The organism is Acetoanaerobium noterae (assembly GCF_900168025.1).
Lineage (GTDB): Bacteria > Bacillota > Clostridia > Peptostreptococcales > Filifactoraceae > Acetoanaerobium > Acetoanaerobium noterae.
Window position 1 is genome coordinate 641,690 of sequence record NZ_FUYN01000001.1, and the last position, 18,306, is coordinate 659,995.

The following is an 18,306-nucleotide window of genomic DNA, read 5'->3' on the forward strand; positions in this document are numbered from 1 at the left end:
CATTATATCAAATTTTTTATTAATATCATCTAGTAAGAAAGCTTCAAAAAAATATTGCATTTTTTTTAAATTAGCATATACTAATTCTATATGCTTAAGATATCTATTATAAGCATTTTTACCTAAGGAGTCTATAGTATGAAACAACAATATATATATTTAGTATTTACAAAAACTGGAACTTGGCTATCGAGGACTCTGAATTTTTTTGAAAATTCAGATTACATTCACGTGTCGCTCGGTCTAGACAATCCTCTAAACAATTTATATTCTTTTGGAAGAACAAACCCAAGCAATCCTTTTTCCGGTGGCTTTGTTGTCGAAGACCTTTCTGAGGGTATCTATAAAAGATTTGAAGATACTTCACTTTGTATTTATAGACTTAAAGTCACAGAAAAACAATATTACATATTAAGAAAAAAAATCTCACCTTTTATAATATCCAAGCACAGCTACAGATATAATTTTATCGGTCTTTTCGGCTTATGGTTTAACCTTCCGGTAAATAGATCTTTTCATTTCTTTTGCTCTCAATTCGTTTCTCTTGCACTAACTCAAGCTGGAATATACCGTCCACAAAAAGCTTTTGGACTAATAAAACCATGTGACTTGCTTCAAATCAAAGCTCTTGAGCTGGTATATAAAGGAACAATCAAATCATACATAAACGAGAAAAGCTATGCCATTGAGGCATAGCTTTTTATAATGTCTCTCCTACTTATAATTCCAACTAATTTTCCTTCTTCTATAACAGGGAGCCTATTCACCTTATGCTTTGTCATAAGGTTGGCTGCATCTGGTACGCTTTGCTCTGCTTCAATTACTATCACTGGGGTAGTCATTACATCCTCAACAAACATCCCTGTCATTTTCTTTAATTGCTTCTCAAATTTACTAGGATTGTCAATAAAAATATAGCTGTCAAAAATAGCCAAATATCTAGGAGGCTTTATTTCTCCTCCCCTATACATTAAATCGCCTTCAGTTATTATGCCTATAACGTGGCCAGCTTCATCCACAACTGGAAGTCCTGTTATATTATGCTCTAACAACAGCTTAATGGCTTTTTCAACTGAATCCGACTTTGAAACAGTAATAACATTTGGAGTCATTATATCTTTTGCTTTCATAGACACTCCCCCTTTAACCATTTTTTACCCTAAATTTTTAGCTTAAAGCTTTTTTAAAGATATTCCATCTTCCTTTAACTCGACCTTTTCTTCTCTAAGAAGTCTACCAAGACCTTTTTTGAAGGATTTTTTGCTCATGCTGAGCTGCTTTCTGATTTCATCAGGCTCTGAGCTGTCATTAAGTGCTAAAAATCCACCTTGTTTTTCTATTTCCTTCAATATTGTATAAGAGTCCTTATCTATCTGCTCAAGAGGCTTTAATCTAAGACTGAGCTTTAACTTGCCTTCTTCATCTTTTTCTACTACTCTAGCCTTAATCATATCTCCTCGTTTATATATACGAAGAGCTTCACTGATTGGGAGCATACCGTGATATCTTCTATCGACAGCTACAAAAATACCTACATCTTTTTTTATACTGTAAATCATACCTTCAACCATATCATCTACATCGTAAGGAGACTCTCCTGATAATATCTCATAGGTGTGCATAGTAGCACACAACCTATCGCTCTTATCGATATAGAGTCCTACCATGTACTCATTTCCTTCTTCAACCTTGATAGTCTGCTCTCTAAATGGTAAGAGCAAGTCTTTTTCTAAACCCCAATCCATAAAAGCTCCAATATCTGTTATCTGGGATACTTTTAGCAAAGCTATAGTACCTAAAGTTAGCTTTGGTTTTTCAGTTGTTGCTACTAGTCTATCCTTAGAATCTCTATATATAAATACGTCAATTTCATCGTCAATACAAAGTGTGCTTGGGACATATTTTTTAGGAAGAAGTACTTGATCATCCTCATCTCCTAAATATGCTCCAATAGTAGCAAACCTAACTACCTTTAATATTTGTCTTTCACCTAACAATATCATACCCTTACCTCCAAAAAACTATTATTAAATTAGTTTACCACATAATCGAAAAAAAACTCCCTTTATTTTTTAAAGGAAGTTTAAGCATTTTGGAAATAATGCAGTTAAAAGCTGCTATTACTCCGCAATGTTAGGGGCATAAAAGGGTAACCGGCTCTTGAAATGAGCGTAACGAAGAGCCGATTAATTGGGAGGATTAAAAAACTCCTCTTACGAAGATAAGAGGAGCTTAGGATTCATATATAAACATGAGCACTTTGCTTTAACCTCTCTATCTCTCGTAGAGTTTCTGGCTAATAATACAGGCAGGTATTCTGGCTTGAGGATTATCATTTTTACTTTCCTTCCCAATTCTCCGTTGAATCAGTGGATTAATAAGTAAAAACTACTCTCTTACAGCGGCGGGACCGCGTGGGAATTTCACCCAACTTCTCTTTTAATCAATCTTTCGATTAAACCATGTATCATAGTTATTAAGTTTTCTATATTAATTATATCCATCTTGTAAATTTCTGTCAACACCCTTACTTTCTAACAATAAAAAAGCTTGCTCCTCTGGCACAGGCTTTGAATAATAATAGCCTTGGACTTTATCACAATTATATTTTTTAAGTGTATCTAGTTGAAGCTTAGTTTCAACTCCTTCAGCTATTACTTCTAGATTCAGCTTGTGAGCCATAGATATAATAAAGCTTGCTAGATTTTCAGTTATTGTATTTTTCGTTATATCCTCAACAAATGCCCTATCCATCTTAAGCGTTGTTATAGGAAGGTTTTGTAAATAGCTAAGCGATGAATATCCTGTTCCAAAATCATCAAGAGATATGGATACTCCTTTACTTCTCAAAGTCTCTAGCTTTGTGTATGCTTCTTGAACTGAACGTATAAGTACAGTTTCAGTGATTTCTAATTCTATCAGCTTAAAATCAAGATTCTTACTTTCTATAGTAGCTAAAATAAAATCTGTGAAATCATCTTGGATTAATTGCACTATAGATATATTTACAGATACCTTTATATCTTTATATCCTCTTTTAATAAGCTTAGATGCAAAATCGCAGGAATTTACAAATACCCATTTACCTATAGCTACTATTTTTTGGCTTTCCTCAGCAATCTTAATAAAATCATTCGGAGGCACCATTCCTAGCTCTCTGCTTTTCCATCTAATCAAAGCTTCGAATCCAGATATTTTGTCATTAGAGGTTTTATACTGAGGTTGGAAATATAGCATAAACTCCTTATTATCAAGCGCAAATTGAAGGTTATGCTCTATTTTAGTTTTTTCTATAATTCTGTAATTCATCACATCATCAAAAAAGACGTAGCGCTCTTTACCTCTCTGTTTTGCTTCATACATTGCAATATCAGCGTTTTTCAGTAGTTGCTGAACTGTTTTCCCAGCAAAAGGATATACAGCAATTCCCATACTCAGTGTAGTGTGAATTTTTATCTTATCCATATATATAGGCTTATGAAAACAATTCATTATTTCCTGTGCTGCTATTTCAATCTGAGGCATCGATGCTGTTACTAAAAACGCAAATTCATCTCCACCGATTCTATATACACGTATAGACTGGCTTGATAAATTTAAGAATATTTTTGCAATTTCAATTAAAAATTCATCTCCAAAATGATGACCTAAGGTGTCATTAATATATTTAAAATTGTCAATGTCAATAATCATAAGTGCTGCAGTTATTGATTCCTGCTGTTTCACATGCTCTTGTATATCATTTGTAAGAGCAATTCTGTTTGGAAGCTTAGTCAGAGAATCGAAATAAACCAGTTTTTTTAGCTCCTCCTCAGAATTGTATATTTGCTCGTATAAATCATGCAGTTCTTCATTTTGGCTTTCTAGCTGTCTTTTAGTTCTTATTAGTCTCCTAGTGTAATATATTAGGCTAAGGACTAATATTATAAGTAAAAATATTACTGTCATAACCAAATAATATGCCTCTGGATTTGACTCCTTAAAGGATAATGGCTTGTTTAAAATTACTGTATCCTTTGGAAGCTTGTTTATATCTACCTTGTATTTAGTAATTTCATTATAATCCACAATAACTTCAGTTTTTGGATCAACTACTGGAGTTAAACTTTTTAGCTCCTTATCATCAAAATAATCATTTGCTAGCTTTGCCGCAAATTCTCCTTGCTTGCTTCCTTGGAGCACCGCTCCACCAATTACTCCATAGCCTAAATAAAAATCATATAATGAAAATACGGGCACGTTAGAATATTTACTAATAAGGCTAGCAAATTCTGAATTTTCTACAATTAAGCCTTGAGCATCTCTATAGTAGGTTGTGATTAAAACAATACTATCACTTGGAAGCTCCTTTACTGATGCTATTATATCATCTACAGCCATAGGCGGAAGTGCTATGCAGTTTAAGCTTGCATCTATTGATTTTACCGTACTTGACACGTCTTTATTCATAGCTATGCCACTTTCTGTAAAATCATGAATTGTATATATTTTGTTAAAATCTGGTTTAAGGAGCTTGGCAATCTGGATTGTTGGTGCTAAATCAATATTTTCTATTACTCCAGTTATGTTTTCTTCGTCATTTGAAAGTAGCTTGAAGCTACCTTGACTTACACCTGTAAAAACTATAGGTATATTTTTTAACTGCTCTTGACGGTAATCTATAGCTAGCTCCAAAGCCTTATCATCAGTTGCTACTATTAAATCTATAGGCTTTGAGCCATATTTATATCTTAAATTTGCATACATATTTTCTATATTCTTTTGAGTCGGATATTTCTTCCAGTCCAAATATTCTATATAAAATGCATACTTATGTTCTGGCGATAAACTTTCAAGAGTCTCTAAAAAGCTAGTAACTGTATCATCTGTCCATTTAAAGCCTCTATGATAGGAGTTCAGTACAAGAATATGCTTTTCCTGCTCAACTCTACTTTGACTAAGGGAATAGCTATTTTCAAATTGACTTACAATTAACGCCATCATTACTATTATTAATAGTGCTACTCTAGGTCTAATACTAAGCAAGCTAACCCTCCTCATCATTGTATTTTTAATATGATATTATATCTATGTCGCTCTGGGACTCAGCTTGGTAGTCCTCAACAGTAACAATCAGTTTTGCCGGCAATGCGACAATCATCTGATGTGGCTTATCTATCCATCCTGTATCAGAATGAATTGATAAAGGTGCGACCTCTTCAGGTAATCTTAAAAGTCTTACCCTTCCTTCTTTAGTCTCTAATTTAGCTTGGTAGGTAATCCCTTCTTTGACTACGTCAAATGTATAATAAACTGACTCGGCTTTTTCATTAAGTAAAAACTCATGCTCCACTTCACCATCTATATTTACAATAATTTGTTTGCTTCCAGCTGCCAAACTATCCCTAAGTGTCAGCAAGGGTAGAGAGCTAAGTATTAGAATTAAAATAATGAGGATTTTATCTCCTCTAGTTAAAAATTTCATCAATTCACCATCTTAATCAAAATTTTATGTATCTAAAAAACATTATATAATTAGTATACTATTATTTGAACCTTAAATCAAAACTTAATAAAACTATAACAGCTATAGATATTATTATAATTTATATTGTAATTATTTGCTATGCTAGAAATTTCTGTAAAATCTAATTATTTCGCCTAATTTCCAGTATATTGCAATCTACGCTCGGAAGTAGTATACTAGCAATTTGGATAATAGAAAGGAAGGAATACCTACATGAATAAAAAATTAAAAGAATATCTAATAATCACTTTAGGCTTTATAATCGTGGCTCTTGGTCTTACGGTTTTTTTAATTCCATCAAACTTAGCTGTGGGAGGAGTAACTGGTCTTTCACTAATTATACATACCCATTTTAATTTTTTGTCCGTGGGCTTTTTGCTTATTTTAATTAACTCCATTTTATTTATAATAGCATTTTTTACTCTTGGTCCTGCTTTTGGTGCAAAAAGTATTTATGCCAGCTTAGGACTTTCTGGCGCTATATGGTTTATCCAAAGACTATTCCCTGGTATGAAGCCTTTAACTGATGATTTATTTATAAATTTAGTGTTTGGTATGCTTGTTTCTAGTACGGGAATGTCACTAGTGCTATATCAAAATGCATCAACTGGAGGCACAGATATTTTGGCAAAGATATTAAACAAATTCCTTCATGTGCCTATAGGAAGATCCTTGCTATTTGTTGATTTTTTCATCACCATATTAGCCGGTCTTACTTTTGGACCTAGATTAGGGTTATATGCACTTCTAGGTGTAATTATGAATGGTATGATAATTGACAATATGATTGCTGGACTCGGCACAAAAATTAACGTGCATATCGTATGTACCCATCCTGAAATTATAAGAGATTTTATAACAAGAAATCTACTTAGAGGAGCAACTTTATACAAAGCTGAAGGAGCTTATACTAAGGAAGCAAAAACTGTAATAGTAGCGGTAATGAGCAAAAGAGAATTTATAAGATTAAAAAAGCATGTTGAGCTAAATGAGCCTAGTGCTTTTGTGACTGCAAATGTAGTTCATACTGTAATGGGGCAAGGATTTTTATCTAATTAAATTCTTTGTTTTAATAGCTTTATTATGGGAATAAATATTATGAAATCAATATATAAATAAATTTATTTGTATTAAAAATATTTCGAAAACTTAAGGAGGAAATATTATGCTTATCCGTTCTCTTTTAACACCAGTAAACAAACTTACAACTCTAGGTTTAAACGACACAGTAAAATCGGCCATAGATATTATTGAGGAAAATGGATTTTTATCTCTTCCTGTAACTGATGATGATAAATTCATAGGTTTTCTTTCAAAGCAATATGTTTATGAGAAGTTTTTTGAATCTGGTGAAAAAGATTTTGAAGCATTTCTTCAAAAACCAGTTAGTGATTTTGCTTATATGAAGGTTGAACCTGTTAAAGACACTCTTTTTATAGAAGAAGCTGCTGATATTTTTCTTAACCAGCAAGTTAGATTCCTGCCTGTTGTTAATGATTTTGGAAAATTCTTAGGAATAGTTACTCAAAAAGCATTATTTCGAGTTATAACAAAGGTATATGGGCTTGAGGATGCTAAAATTGTAATTCATTCTGACGACTTTGCAGGAACTTTATTAAAGATATCTGATGTAATCTATAAGCATGGAGCAAATATAACAAATATAGCTCAGATGGATACGGAGGTAATGGGAATTCAAGAGATTTCCATTAGGCTTGTAGGAGATAATTTAGAAAAGCTTCCAGAAAAGCTGCAAGCTAAAGGAATTAAGGTAAAAGAATTCATACCTGCTAAAAACAATTAAATATTCTATAATACGTGAAAAGCTTGGATAAAAATCCAAGCTTTTTCTACATTTTGTAATAATGATACACATTTTGTTGACTTAAGTCATTTAATCATATAAACTAAAATAAATTATAAATCTTTATAAAGTTTAGGTGATAAAAATGGATAAAAATACAGCATTAGATTTTCTAAGCAGATTATGTGATGGACTTTCAGTCATGTTTGGTCCAAATTGCGAAACTGTAGTTCATGACATGAATGACCCAAATAAATCGATAGTCTACATAGCTAACGGCCAAGTCACAAACCGAAACATAGGAGATAAATTTAAAATCCTAGGCGGAAAGGATATCGATAAATTTTTTAGTGGAACCGATATAATCAATTGCAAAGCTCTAAGTCCAGATAAAAGAACTTTAAAAAGCTCTACTTTTCATATGAAGGGTCACGGATATCATTATGCTCTTGGCATAAATTTTGATTACACAAATTTTGAGTTTGCCCATAATATACTTAAGGATTTAATTTCTGTGGGTAAAGATATCTCTGAAGTAATCCAAGCAAGTCCAAATACAGAAGATTTGCTCGATGGCTACATAGATGATGCTCTTAAGTTTGTAGGCAAGCCTATTTCTATGCTAAAGAAAGAGGATAGAGTACAGATAGTAAAATGCCTCGAAGAAAAAGGCGCCTTTGTACTTCAAAGAAGTATTCCAATTATATCAGAACGTCTAAATATATCTAGATATACGCTTTATAACTATTTGAAAGAAATTAGGAACTAGGCATTCTCACTATTTTTATAGTAGGTAAACCAGTATACTCCAGCAACTAAAATAACTCCACCTACTATGTTGCCTATAGTTACAGGAACGAGATTCTTCGCTATAAAGGTACTCCAGTTTAAATGAGCCAGCTTTTCTGCAGTAAGCCCTGACGCCTCTACCCATGAGGCGTTAGATTTAGCTAAAATTCCAGCTGGAATGTAATACATGTTTGCTATGCTGTGCTCAAAGCCAGAAGTTATAAATAAAGAAATTGGGAAAAATATAGCAAAGCATTTTCCAATTATATCCTTTGCACCATAAGACATCCACACAGCTATACATACCAACCAGTTACACATTATTCCTAGATAAAATGCCTGCGAGAAAGTAAGATGAGTCTTATACGCTGCTATCTTTAGAGTGATTCCTCCAAGCATATTATCTCCACTGTTAAAAAGACCAGACATATTCATCATGTAAGCTATAAATACTGCTCCTACAAAATTTCCAAGATATACGAAAAACCAGTTCGAAAGCATATCCTTAAGTTTAATTTTTTTCTCTAATACACCAATAGTTATTAGAGTATTTCCTGTAAAAAGCTCTCCTCCTGCTATTATAACTAGCATCAAGCCTGTTGCAAAAACTACTCCAGCTAATGCTTTCCCAAGGCCATAGGTCTCTGGCTTAGCAAATAAATTAAAGGCTGCCATATTTGAACCTTCTGATGCAAATGCTATAAAGGCCCCTGCTAATATTCCAAGAATAAACTGGTTCAATGGCTTAGTTTTAACTTTTTTTATACCTGTCTCTATCGTCGCAGTTACAATCTCCTTTGGTGTCAAATATGCTTTTTCCATAATAATCCCCCTGATATTTTTTTAATTTAAATCTTATACATCTATATTAACTCTAATCCTCTAACTCCAAGCCTATACCTTGTTATTAAGTTTTAATCGTGTAAATCCATTCTATAATATTCAAAGCTTTTAACCTTCTCAAATCCACAGCTCATATAAAGAGCTAAAGCCTCTGGATTATTGCTATCTACCTCTAGGCTTATTGAGCTTATATCCACTTTTTTAAGTTCATGGATAAGCAAGCAGAGCATATCCTTTGCATAGCCTTTTCCTCTGTACTCACTAAGTACTCCAAGGCCAAAAATCATAGCCTCATCATTGTTTATATCTACATTTATCATTCCAATAGGCTTTTTATCATGATAGCACACATATTGTGACCTTGTTTCGCTCGCTAGTATAGCTTTTGCCATTGATATAGCAACATCTTCATCCTCTTTAAAAATTCTTTTGTCAAGATCAATAACTATTGGAAATTCAGTTGAATGTTGCACCTCTTTTATTACAACTTTATTTTTTAGTTTATTACATTTATCATCTTTAAAGCTATAAGTCAAAAAATATTCCGTTAAATACAGCTTTGCATTTAACTTTTTACCTAATTTCTCACTGTGAGAAAACTTACCATCAAATACAAACAACAAGTCCTTAATATTAAATTTATTGGCTTCATTTATCACTTCTTTTAAAAGCATTGAAAAGTAGCCCTTTTGTCTATATTCAGGATCAGTAAAACCACAAATCTCTATTTCATGCTTTAAAGGTGCAAATACTGAAATAAAGCTTATCAATTTATCTTCTTCATACATTAAAAATATGCTATTCATATCCTCATAATAATTCATGCTCACATCTATACACGCTGAACTTTGGATTTTGTCATAGGCATTACACTTTGATTCTAACGCTCTTAGCTGCTCAACTAATAACGTATCTGGCATTATTTTTTTCTCAATTTTCAAGATGTCTACCTCCCCACAATAAAAGCACAAATAATTGTATTCCCTATCTTTTACTATATCAGATTTTTTATGATATGTAATAGACATTTACATTAATTTTTTGTGGTTTTTAATTTCTTGTTCTATTGATTAAAGCAGGCCTATAAACTATAATCAGTTTATAAATATGCATATGAATATTGCATATAATTTTCAAACCTAAAACTCGAGCCAAATTAAAGGAGACTGCTGTATGCGATATATTTACAATAATTCCACAGAGCCATATTTTAATCTAGCACTTGAAGAATATTTTCTAAAGCAAACTGATGAAGAGTATTTTATACTTTGGAGAAATGAGCCTTGTATTGTAGTAGGAAAAAATCAAAATACCCTCTCTGAAATTCATCTTGAGTTTGTAAAAGAGAGAAATATAAAAGTAGTAAGAAGGCTAACTGGTGGTGGAGCTGTTTTTCACGATCTAGGCAATATAAATTTCACTTTTATAGTCAATGATGAATCTAGCTTCAATGATTTCAAGGGCTTTGTTGCTCCGATTATAGGCACTTTGAAGACGCTTGGAATCGATGCTGAGTTTTCTGGAAGAAATGATATGCTGATAGAAGGGAAGAAATTTTCTGGAAATGCCCAGTGCAAGCATAAAAGCAGAGTAATGCACCATGGAACCTTGCTATTTTCATCTAATATGAATGATTTAAGTGGAGCTCTAAAGCCAAAGGATATTAAGTTTTCAGATAAAAGCGTTAAATCAGTAGCTAGCAGAGTTACTAATATTTCTGAGCATCTTGCAAATAAACTCAGCGTGCTAGAATTCAAGGACGAGATTTTTAGATATATTTCAAGTAATACTCAAAGCCCTATAGACTCATTAACTCAAGAGGAAATAGAAAAAATCAATAAACTCAGAGATGAAAAATACAGTACCTGGGAATGGAATTTTGGAAATTCTCCTAAATATTCATTTTATAATGAAAAACGCTTTGCCGCTGGAACCTTTGAGGTTCATATTGATGTACTTAAAGGAATTATTAAAGATATAAAAATCTTTGGAGATTTCTTTGGAAAAAATGATATTAGTGAATTAGAAGCTAGCCTTAAGAATATTTCTCATGAAAAAGCATCGATTTCTAAAGCTCTATCTAATATAGATATAAGCAAATACATTACAAATATAACCTTGGATGAGCTAATAGGTTTATTAATTGAATAAGCTTAATAATTACTTCAATTTCAAAAGGCTCTAAAACTTGCATTTTACTACAAGTTTTTAGAGCCTTCTAAATTCATTAATTTCTTTTATCGTATCCTTAATGGTCTTTATAAAATTATCAAAATATCCTTCTTCATAAAAGTTTATAAAAATCATACCTATTGGTACTGCTAAAACTAAACCAATAACCGACCCAAGCTTGAAGCCTATAAACATAAAAAATAATGTAGCCAACGGATTAAGACCTATAGTATCTCCTAAAACTTTTGGCTGTACTATCTGCCTTACCACTTGACTGATGATATATATTAGAAACAGCCCTATAGCAAGCCTATAGTCTCCCGTTAAGACTTTAAATATAGTCCAAGGTATGAGGACGGCTCCCGTTCCAAAGAATGGGAAAAAATCTAGTAGCGCAATTCCTAGCGCTAATAAGAAAGAATAGCCTATATCTAGAATTAAAAATCCTACAAAAAGAATCACTGCTACAATACCCATAATTTTAAATTGTGCTTTGAAATATCCTCCAACCAGCACTTTTAACCTATTCGATATATCACTAACCACATTTAGCACATCAGAGGACACAAATTTCTTTATGCCTCTCGTTATATTTTCCTTCTCAACAATAAAAAAATATGCTGCCAAAATAGTAATGATAATATTTATAAAGGTGGATGGAATATTTTTTGCAAACCTACCTGCCGCAGTAAAGGTCGGCTTTCCAATATCAGAAATAACTCCTGCAAAGCCTAATGATAGTTCTTCTCCTATATTGTATAAGCTAAGCTGAACTTCTTCAGGCATAAGCTTATATATTCCTTCAAAATTATGAGAAATTTTTTCAATATCTAAATTAAGGGAGGTGTAGATTTCAGGCAAATTCTGAATTAGAGTTATAATTTCTTTATAAATACGGGATATCCCTAAATAACCTGTTCCTATAACTAATGTGAGTGCAAAAATTATAATAATCATAGAACCATGTTTTCTTACTATTTTTACATGATTTTCTAAAAATTTTACAAGAGGATTTGCGATAAGAGCAATAATCCATCCAATGACAAAGGGCATGAAAAACACAGCTAGCTTAGGAACAACGAAAAAAATAAGTATAACCAAAAGAAGAAGCAGAAATATATTAAGCAGTATTTTTAGATATTTTTTTGAGTCATACATATTAAACCACCTCTAGTATGGTTGATTGTATACTAATTACTAAAACAAATTACTTTTTAGATACTCAAAATGAGTATGAGAATACAAAGAATTATATATAGGTGTAATAGTTATTTTATTTTCTTGAATCATCCACACATCATTATCAGAGGCTTCATTTACAGCTATCGGTTCTCCTCCTATAGTGAATTCATGGATATCTATTCCCAAATCTCTTTTTAAGATTACGTTATTATAGTCTCTCCTGCCAAGAGATGTAACTGCAAACTCATTATCTACACCTATTTTTTCAGGAAAATTAATATTTAGAATAAACTCCTGCTGCTTATCCATATTCTTAAGATATCCATTTAAAAACTCTCTAAACTTATCACATATAAGCTCATAGGCATTACTGTCATCTTCAAAAGAGCAATTTGAAAGTGCTATCGAAGGAATATTCTGGTATAAACCTTCTAGCGCAGCAGAAACTGTTCCTGAATAAAAAACATCGCTGCCTAAATTTGGTCCTCTATTAATCCCACTAAGAAGTAAATCAAATTCTACTTCTTTAAAAATACCTTCAATTCCTACCTTTACACAGTCAGTTGGTGAGCCAGCAAGACTGTATGACACTATATCATCAGCTATATGATATTTTTTAGCTGTTAGTGGCTTTCTTATTGATATGCTTCTAGACATTCCACTGTATTCCTTGTCTGGAGCTACTACGTAGACTTTCCCAAATTCAGCCATAGTCTTTGCTAGGGCTTGGATTCCAATAGCTTCAATTCCATCATCATTAGTAATAAAAATATTCATTTATATCCTCCAATTCACTTTTTAATTATGCTTATATTTTACAATTTTTGATTTCATTTACTGGCAATAATAATATTTCATATCATAAACTATAACTTTCTATAACTTTTTACCACTTTCTATTATTCTAATATACTATAATTTATACAATATATTTTTAGTGTTGACAAATCAATCTATATATCGTAATATTTGAATATATCAATTTTAAAATACATTTCAGGAGGTTACATAATCAATGAACATCAATGCAAAGCAACCATTAAATACACCTAAGAAAAAACATAAGTCACACCAAAGCTGGTCATGGATAATAATAATCAGTTTTTTTATTTTGTCAGTTTATAATGTATATTTCGGCCTATTTGGAATTGTCTGTATGACCATGCCTATTTATCATGCTTTAAGAGGCAGAGGAAAAATTCACTGCTCTGCTTATTGCCCTAGAGGATCTTTTTTAGGCAAATTTTTAGAAAAATTATCTATGCAAAACAATCTTCCAAAATTTATGAAAACTAAAAAATTCAAAAATGCACTTTTGACTCTTATGGTTGTGATGTTATCATTATCAATCATTCATTCAGGAGGACAAATTGATAAAATAGCCTTTGCTTTATTTAGATTTATGTTCGCTTCTTTTGTTGTTGGAGTATTAATGGGAGTATTCTTTAAGCCTAGATCATGGTGCCAGGTTTGTCCTATGGGACATGCTACAGGACTGATTACTGATATTAAGAAAACTCCAAAGCAAGTAAACACTCCAGTAAAAAATGACAAAATTGCTTAGTTCTCTACTCAGTAGGATAATAATAGGCTGATAAAGAATTTGCTAAATCACTATAATTAAAAGTAATTTAAAAGCCAAGCTATAGTTAATCTAATAGTTTGGCTTTTACTTAAAATATAACACATGTCACGAATATCCATTAGGAATCTTTGATTATGTCGAGGTCTTACTTCTCTATCTCAAGAATCCACTCAGAAGGAATCTCCCAAATATTAGCTTGAAGAGTAAATATGTCATTCCAATCCTCTATTTCAAAGACTCTATCCCAGCTTGCGATAATCTTTCTTTTTAAATCAGGATAAAAATTGGCATTTGGTCCGTCTACTAAAGTGAAGCTGTTAGTTATGCCTCTATTTTTTAGCTCTAGCTTAAAAGCCCTGTCATCCTCTTCATCTCTAGGTATATACATGTGATTTAACACCATGTCCCATCTGCCCCCATTAAAGTATATGACATTTTTTCTTGGGACTTCTAGCTTTAAAACAACAGTATCTTCTGTTTTTCTCAGCATATATTCTTCACTTATCGAGCACCATATAGGGTACTTTACATCAGATGGCCTCTCAACATGGCTACTTGCTTTATCAGAAAACCAGTTGTATAGCTTTAAGTAATACTGAGCTATATCCATCTGCTTTTCTTCGATATGGGCTGAGTCCATAATGAATCTACCTTTCGACTCTAGCACCTCTAAAATTCTTTTATCTTGCCTAGTCCATAAAGTAACAGTATCTTTCATTGGATTATCATCTCCATTTTCTACTAAGATAAATTACTGATTTTTCTACTTTATACGATTATATAATTTTATTTAGTATTATTCTATAATAATTCCAAACCAGTCTGCCTGACCTTTTTTTACAAATCCTGTTTTTCTGGCAAGCCCAGGAGACATTGGATTACTAGATACAATTTGTAAAAATGGAATTTTCCCTTTGTCTATTATCTTCTTAGATATATCCAAGGACACATCTAAAGCAAATCCTTTTCCTCTATGCTCATCCATAGTATACATAAAGCCTAATGAATCATCTTCATGTATAAGCACCCAGCAAACTAGCTTGCCATCAATATATATCCCAGAGCTAGGTCTGTTTGATATGGCATCCTTAATTTCATGGATGGTATGACTATTTCTGTAATTATAGTTCTCGTCTATAAACTCGGCATCTTTTATATCAATTTCACTAGCTTTTGATTTTAAAGCTACAGTTGAGTAGTTTTCCTTAGGCATGTAATAAAAATCACAGTCATTTTCCCAGTCTAGCTTATAGCGCCTTTTAATCTCAGAAGTGAGAAATCTTGTAGTTCCTGCGAAGCCATACTTTCCTTTTGGGAAAAGCTCTTCAAACATTTCATCTAAAAATTTAGTGCTCTCAGTATGTAAATAGTTAAAGTATTTATATCTAATTAAAACTCCTGATGGATTATCAAGTGAGTCTGTAAAGATTTCAGCCTCTGGAACATTGTCAATAATCCCTGCCAGGTTTAAAGTTTCTAGCTCGTATTTTTTGAAATAGTCTCTTATTTGCTTTGAATCTTGAGTCTTAAAAATTTTAATCTCCCCCATTTCTAAGCTATATTTGCTTTTGCTTCCATTTTCCTTTTCTAAAAGACCATATGATTCCCAATGCTTCTATTACAACTGATAAGGATATAGCTATCCAGACACCATCAATTCCAAGTTTAAACGGATACGCAAGTAAATATGCTAGTGGCAGCTTTAAAACTACATTTGCAACCATTGCAGAAATCATAGGTGGAAAGGTATCCCCAGCTCCTTGAAACACGCCTGAATAAATAGAGGTCCACGCCACAAAAATAATACCAGCATATACTATCCTCATATAAGAAATTCCATACTGCACAACTAGTGGCTCATCTCTAAAAAGCCCAATTATCTGCCCTGGAATAGCAATATAAAGCACACCGAATACTAAAATATTTATTATTGCTACCTTCATGCCTTGCTTTATTATACTATCGCAGGAATCTATGTCATTTCTTCCTAAGGCTTGACCTACCATTACAGATATTGCCATAGAAAGTCCGCCTAATATAATAAAGGTATAATTAAATAATTGAGCACCTATATTAAATGCCGCACTTCCTTCTGCTGCTCCAACGCTGTATACCAAGCTAAACATGAGCATTCCAGTTATAGGCCTTGCTACTTGCTGAAGGCATGCCCACCCACCTATTCTTAAAATTCTAGTTGAGGTTTTTAGATTAAATCCTAAGCTTTCAATTAGCTTTTTTAAATCAAAGTTATAAATTCTTCCAAAAACTATATAGCCTATTGCTATACTTGCTGCTATATTAGAAATTACTGTCGCAAATGCAGCTCCTGCTATTCCAAAATCAAATATAAACATAAGTATATAATCCAAAATAGCATTTATTATGTTTGATAGACCAAATATAAAAAGAGGTGTTCTCGTGTCTCCCATAGCCTGAAGAATAGTTCTAAGTGTAGAGTTTAAAAAAACAAAAACTGTTCCAAGAAACATAATTCCTAAATACTCAGATGAATATTTAAGAATGCTAGCACTTGGCTTAAAAAACACTTCTAAAATGCTTGTAGTAAGAAAATATCCAGATAAGCCTAGAACCATTCCTACACAAGCAGATAGTAGCAAAGAATTGCCGCTTATGCTTCTTATAGCCTCCCAGTTTTCTTCTCCAAAGCTTCTAGCAATTAGAGCAATGGTTCCAGCCGATACAAGAGTAGACATCACAAATACAACTCCAGAAATTGAATTTGCTATTCCTGAAGAAGCTGATTGCTCAAGACCAAGCTGAGATATGAAATAGGTGTCTACTGTAGCTAGAAGGGATTGAAATACCATTCCTAGCATAACAGGCCAAGCTAAACTGAGTATTTTTTTTATGTCAGTTTTCATTATTATCTCCCAAGATTAGTTCGTCATATTGTGAATCCATTTTCCTGATTTAAAGCGTCTTCTAATAAATATATATTTTACTATTTCTTCCATACCTGTTAATGCTACTACGTAATATACATCTAAATTCAAAATAAATGCTCCTATAAACGCCATAGGAATACCTATGGTCCAAAGAGTAAGCCCTTGTATTTTAACTGCATATTTTGAATCTCCTGCACCTCTTAAAACTCCTACTATCATGATAAAAGTGTAGCTTCTTATAAGGAGAAGTATAGCATTTACATACAAAATTCTCTTGGTATCATTAAGAACTGTAGCTGACATTTTGAAAAAATATACAAAATCGTTTGCTGTTAAAAATATTACCGTTGCTATAATTATAGCTATAATCAGAGCAAACTTATACAGTCTTTTTGCATATATCTTACCTAAATCTTCTCGTTTTGCACCTATTTCTTTGCCCACGATAACCATAGCCGAATTTCCAAGTCCAATTATTACTATCATAAGAAGGTTCATAACAGTGCTCGTAACCTGTATTGCTGCAGCTGTTCCTACACCCATTCTTGCATATATGATATTATAAGTAAGATTTCCAAGGCCCCAAACAAACTCATTTATAAGTACAGGAAGCATTCCTGCATACACTATTTTTATAAACTTGAAATCTAGCATTTTAATATGCGAGAAATTAATATTGAGCAAATTACTTTTTTTATACACGTAAATTAAGATTATCATAGTTTCTATTATTCTTGCAATAACAGTTGCTATAGCTGCTCCCTTTACTCCCATAGCCGGAAAGCCTAGCTTCCCAAATATCAAAATATAGTTCAGCACTACATTCACTACTAGAGCTGCTATGCTTCCAACCATAGGCACAAAAGTATTTTCTGTGCTTCTCAAAGAAAAAGCAAAGCCTATAGTTATAGCTGTAAATATATAGCTAAAAGCAACTATCTTCAAATAATCTCCACCAGTTGCTAATACTGCTTTGTCTGAGTTAAATACAGATATGATTTCATCTGAAAAATATATTCCAGCTAGCATAAATAAAATTCCTATTACAAAGCTAAAGCTTATAGCAAGTGCCGCAGTTTTCTTAATACTCACTTCATCTTTCTTTCCCCAAAACTGAGATATAAAAATGGAACATCCAGCATTTACACCAAATAGCATCAATGTAAAAAAGAAAAAATATTGATTAGCTATCCCAACTGAAGCTAGATATAGCTCACCTAGTCTACCTATCATTACTGTATCCATTAAATTGAGTAGTGAAGCTATAAGATTTTGTACTATTATCGGTATAGTTAGCATCATAACTCTTCTATAAAATACCTTCTGTTCATTATTAATCTGTAGTTTTTCTAGCATAGTCATAGTTTCCCTCCACAAAAAAAAGCAACCCAATTGAAGTTTTTTCAAAGTGGTTGCTTCTTCACCTATTATATAAGTTTTTAATATAAAATTATACCTGTCTAGATGTTATTATATTATTAGTCTGTAAAATGTCAAGAATAATTTTTATATATAAATA

General features: G+C 32.4%; 18 protein-coding genes and 1 riboswitch. Of the genes, 6 read left to right on the top strand and 12 right to left on the bottom strand.

The features are described from left to right. Positions 1-138 precede the first annotated feature (138 nt). Complete coding sequence (locus tag B5X47_RS03225; RefSeq protein WP_079588764.1) at positions 139-696, top strand: hypothetical protein; 558 nt, start codon at positions 139-141, stop codon at positions 694-696. Here B5X47_RS03225 and B5X47_RS03230 read toward each other — a convergent pair. From B5X47_RS03230 to B5X47_RS03245, 4 genes are all read right to left on the bottom strand, one after another. Then, positions 678-1,130 carry a CBS domain-containing protein gene (locus B5X47_RS03230; protein WP_079588765.1) on the bottom strand — a complete coding sequence of 151 codons (453 nt, stop codon included), beginning with the start codon at positions 1,128-1,130 and terminating at the stop codon, positions 678-680. The two genes, B5X47_RS03225 and B5X47_RS03230, sit on opposite strands and share 19 nt — an antisense overlap. A 42-nt stretch (positions 1,131-1,172) precedes the next feature. After that, positions 1,173-2,003, bottom strand: a complete 831-nt coding sequence (locus B5X47_RS03235; RefSeq protein WP_079588766.1) for a CvfB family protein — start codon at positions 2,001-2,003, stop codon at positions 1,173-1,175. A 287-nt stretch (positions 2,004-2,290) separates the two neighbouring features. Beyond that, a riboswitch (cobalamin riboswitch) is annotated at positions 2,291-2,481 on the bottom strand. A gap of 9 nt (positions 2,482-2,490) precedes the next feature. After that, positions 2,491-5,025: an ABC transporter substrate binding protein gene (locus tag B5X47_RS03240; protein ID WP_159446383.1), complete on the bottom strand. Its 2,535-nt coding sequence runs from the start codon at positions 5,023-5,025 to the stop codon at positions 2,491-2,493. Positions 5,026-5,050: 25 nt separating this feature from the next. Then, a complete protein-coding gene (locus B5X47_RS03245) occupies positions 5,051-5,464 on the bottom strand; it encodes a NusG domain II-containing protein (RefSeq protein WP_079588768.1) in 414 nt (137 codons plus the stop codon). Between the two features lie 255 nt (positions 5,465-5,719). On the opposite strand from B5X47_RS03245, the gene B5X47_RS03250 reads away from it, so the two are divergent. The 3 genes from B5X47_RS03250 to B5X47_RS03260 all read left to right on the top strand — a co-directional run bounded on the left by B5X47_RS03250 (position 5,720) and on the right by B5X47_RS03260 (position 8,079). Next, the gene (locus tag B5X47_RS03250; protein WP_079588769.1) at positions 5,720-6,565 is read left to right on the top strand and encodes a YitT family protein; all 846 of its coding nucleotides are present in this window, start codon (positions 5,720-5,722) and stop codon (positions 6,563-6,565) included. 106 nt (positions 6,566-6,671) lie between these two features. Continuing rightward, positions 6,672-7,310 (top strand): CBS domain-containing protein, encoded by a 639-nt coding sequence (locus tag B5X47_RS03255; RefSeq protein WP_079588770.1) that lies wholly within the window; start codon positions 6,672-6,674, stop codon positions 7,308-7,310. Positions 7,311-7,455: 145 nt separating this feature from the next. Next, on the top strand, positions 7,456-8,079 hold the full coding sequence (locus tag B5X47_RS03260; RefSeq protein ID WP_013362281.1) for a helix-turn-helix transcriptional regulator: 624 nt from the start codon (positions 7,456-7,458) through the stop codon (positions 8,077-8,079). On the opposite strand, the gene B5X47_RS03265 is transcribed toward B5X47_RS03260, so the two are convergent. Both B5X47_RS03265 and B5X47_RS03270 read right to left on the bottom strand, forming a co-directional pair. Then, positions 8,076-8,921 (bottom strand): formate/nitrite transporter family protein, encoded by an 846-nt coding sequence (locus B5X47_RS03265; RefSeq protein ID WP_079588771.1) that lies wholly within the window; start codon positions 8,919-8,921, stop codon positions 8,076-8,078. The genes B5X47_RS03260 and B5X47_RS03265 overlap by 4 nt on opposite strands. A gap of 92 nt (positions 8,922-9,013) precedes the next feature. Continuing rightward, complete coding sequence (locus B5X47_RS03270) at positions 9,014-9,883, bottom strand: GNAT family N-acetyltransferase (protein WP_159446384.1); 870 nt, start codon at positions 9,881-9,883, stop codon at positions 9,014-9,016. 232 nt (positions 9,884-10,115) lie between these two features. On the opposite strand from B5X47_RS03270, the gene B5X47_RS03275 reads away from it, so the two are divergent. After that, on the top strand, positions 10,116-11,093 hold the full coding sequence (locus B5X47_RS03275) for a lipoate--protein ligase (RefSeq protein ID WP_079588773.1): 978 nt from the start codon (positions 10,116-10,118) through the stop codon (positions 11,091-11,093). A gap of 57 nt (positions 11,094-11,150) precedes the next feature. On the opposite strand, the gene ytvI is transcribed toward B5X47_RS03275, so the two are convergent. Further along, entirely contained in the window at positions 11,151-12,272 is a 1,122-nt protein-coding gene (gene ytvI / locus B5X47_RS03280; protein WP_079588774.1) for a sporulation integral membrane protein YtvI, read from the bottom strand. 39 nt (positions 12,273-12,311) lie between these two features. Then, on the bottom strand, positions 12,312-13,073 hold the full coding sequence (gene surE, locus B5X47_RS03285) for a 5'/3'-nucleotidase SurE (RefSeq protein ID WP_079588775.1): 762 nt from the start codon (positions 13,071-13,073) through the stop codon (positions 12,312-12,314). Between the two features lie 238 nt (positions 13,074-13,311). Between surE and B5X47_RS03290 the strand changes: the two genes are divergently transcribed. Continuing rightward, positions 13,312-13,860 carry a 4Fe-4S binding protein gene (locus tag B5X47_RS03290; protein WP_079588776.1) on the top strand — a complete coding sequence of 183 codons (549 nt, stop codon included), beginning with the start codon at positions 13,312-13,314 and terminating at the stop codon, positions 13,858-13,860. Positions 13,861-14,026: 166 nt separating this feature from the next. Here B5X47_RS03290 and B5X47_RS03295 read toward each other — a convergent pair whose 3' ends face one another. The 4 genes from B5X47_RS03295 to B5X47_RS03310 all read right to left on the bottom strand — a co-directional run bounded on the left by B5X47_RS03295 (position 14,027) and on the right by B5X47_RS03310 (position 18,149). Beyond that, positions 14,027-14,599, bottom strand: a complete 573-nt coding sequence (locus tag B5X47_RS03295) for a DUF3841 domain-containing protein (RefSeq protein ID WP_079588777.1) — start codon at positions 14,597-14,599, stop codon at positions 14,027-14,029. A 78-nt stretch (positions 14,600-14,677) separates the two neighbouring features. Beyond that, on the bottom strand, positions 14,678-15,430 hold the full coding sequence (locus tag B5X47_RS03300) for a GNAT family N-acetyltransferase (RefSeq protein ID WP_079588778.1): 753 nt from the start codon (positions 15,428-15,430) through the stop codon (positions 14,678-14,680). Positions 15,431-15,437: 7 nt separating this feature from the next. Beyond that, complete coding sequence (locus B5X47_RS03305) at positions 15,438-16,763, bottom strand: MATE family efflux transporter (protein ID WP_079588779.1); 1,326 nt, start codon at positions 16,761-16,763, stop codon at positions 15,438-15,440. Positions 16,764-16,778: 15 nt separating this feature from the next. Beyond that, positions 16,779-18,149, bottom strand: a complete 1,371-nt coding sequence (locus B5X47_RS03310) for an MATE family efflux transporter (RefSeq protein ID WP_079588780.1) — start codon at positions 18,147-18,149, stop codon at positions 16,779-16,781. Between the last annotated feature and the right edge of the window lie 157 nt (positions 18,150-18,306).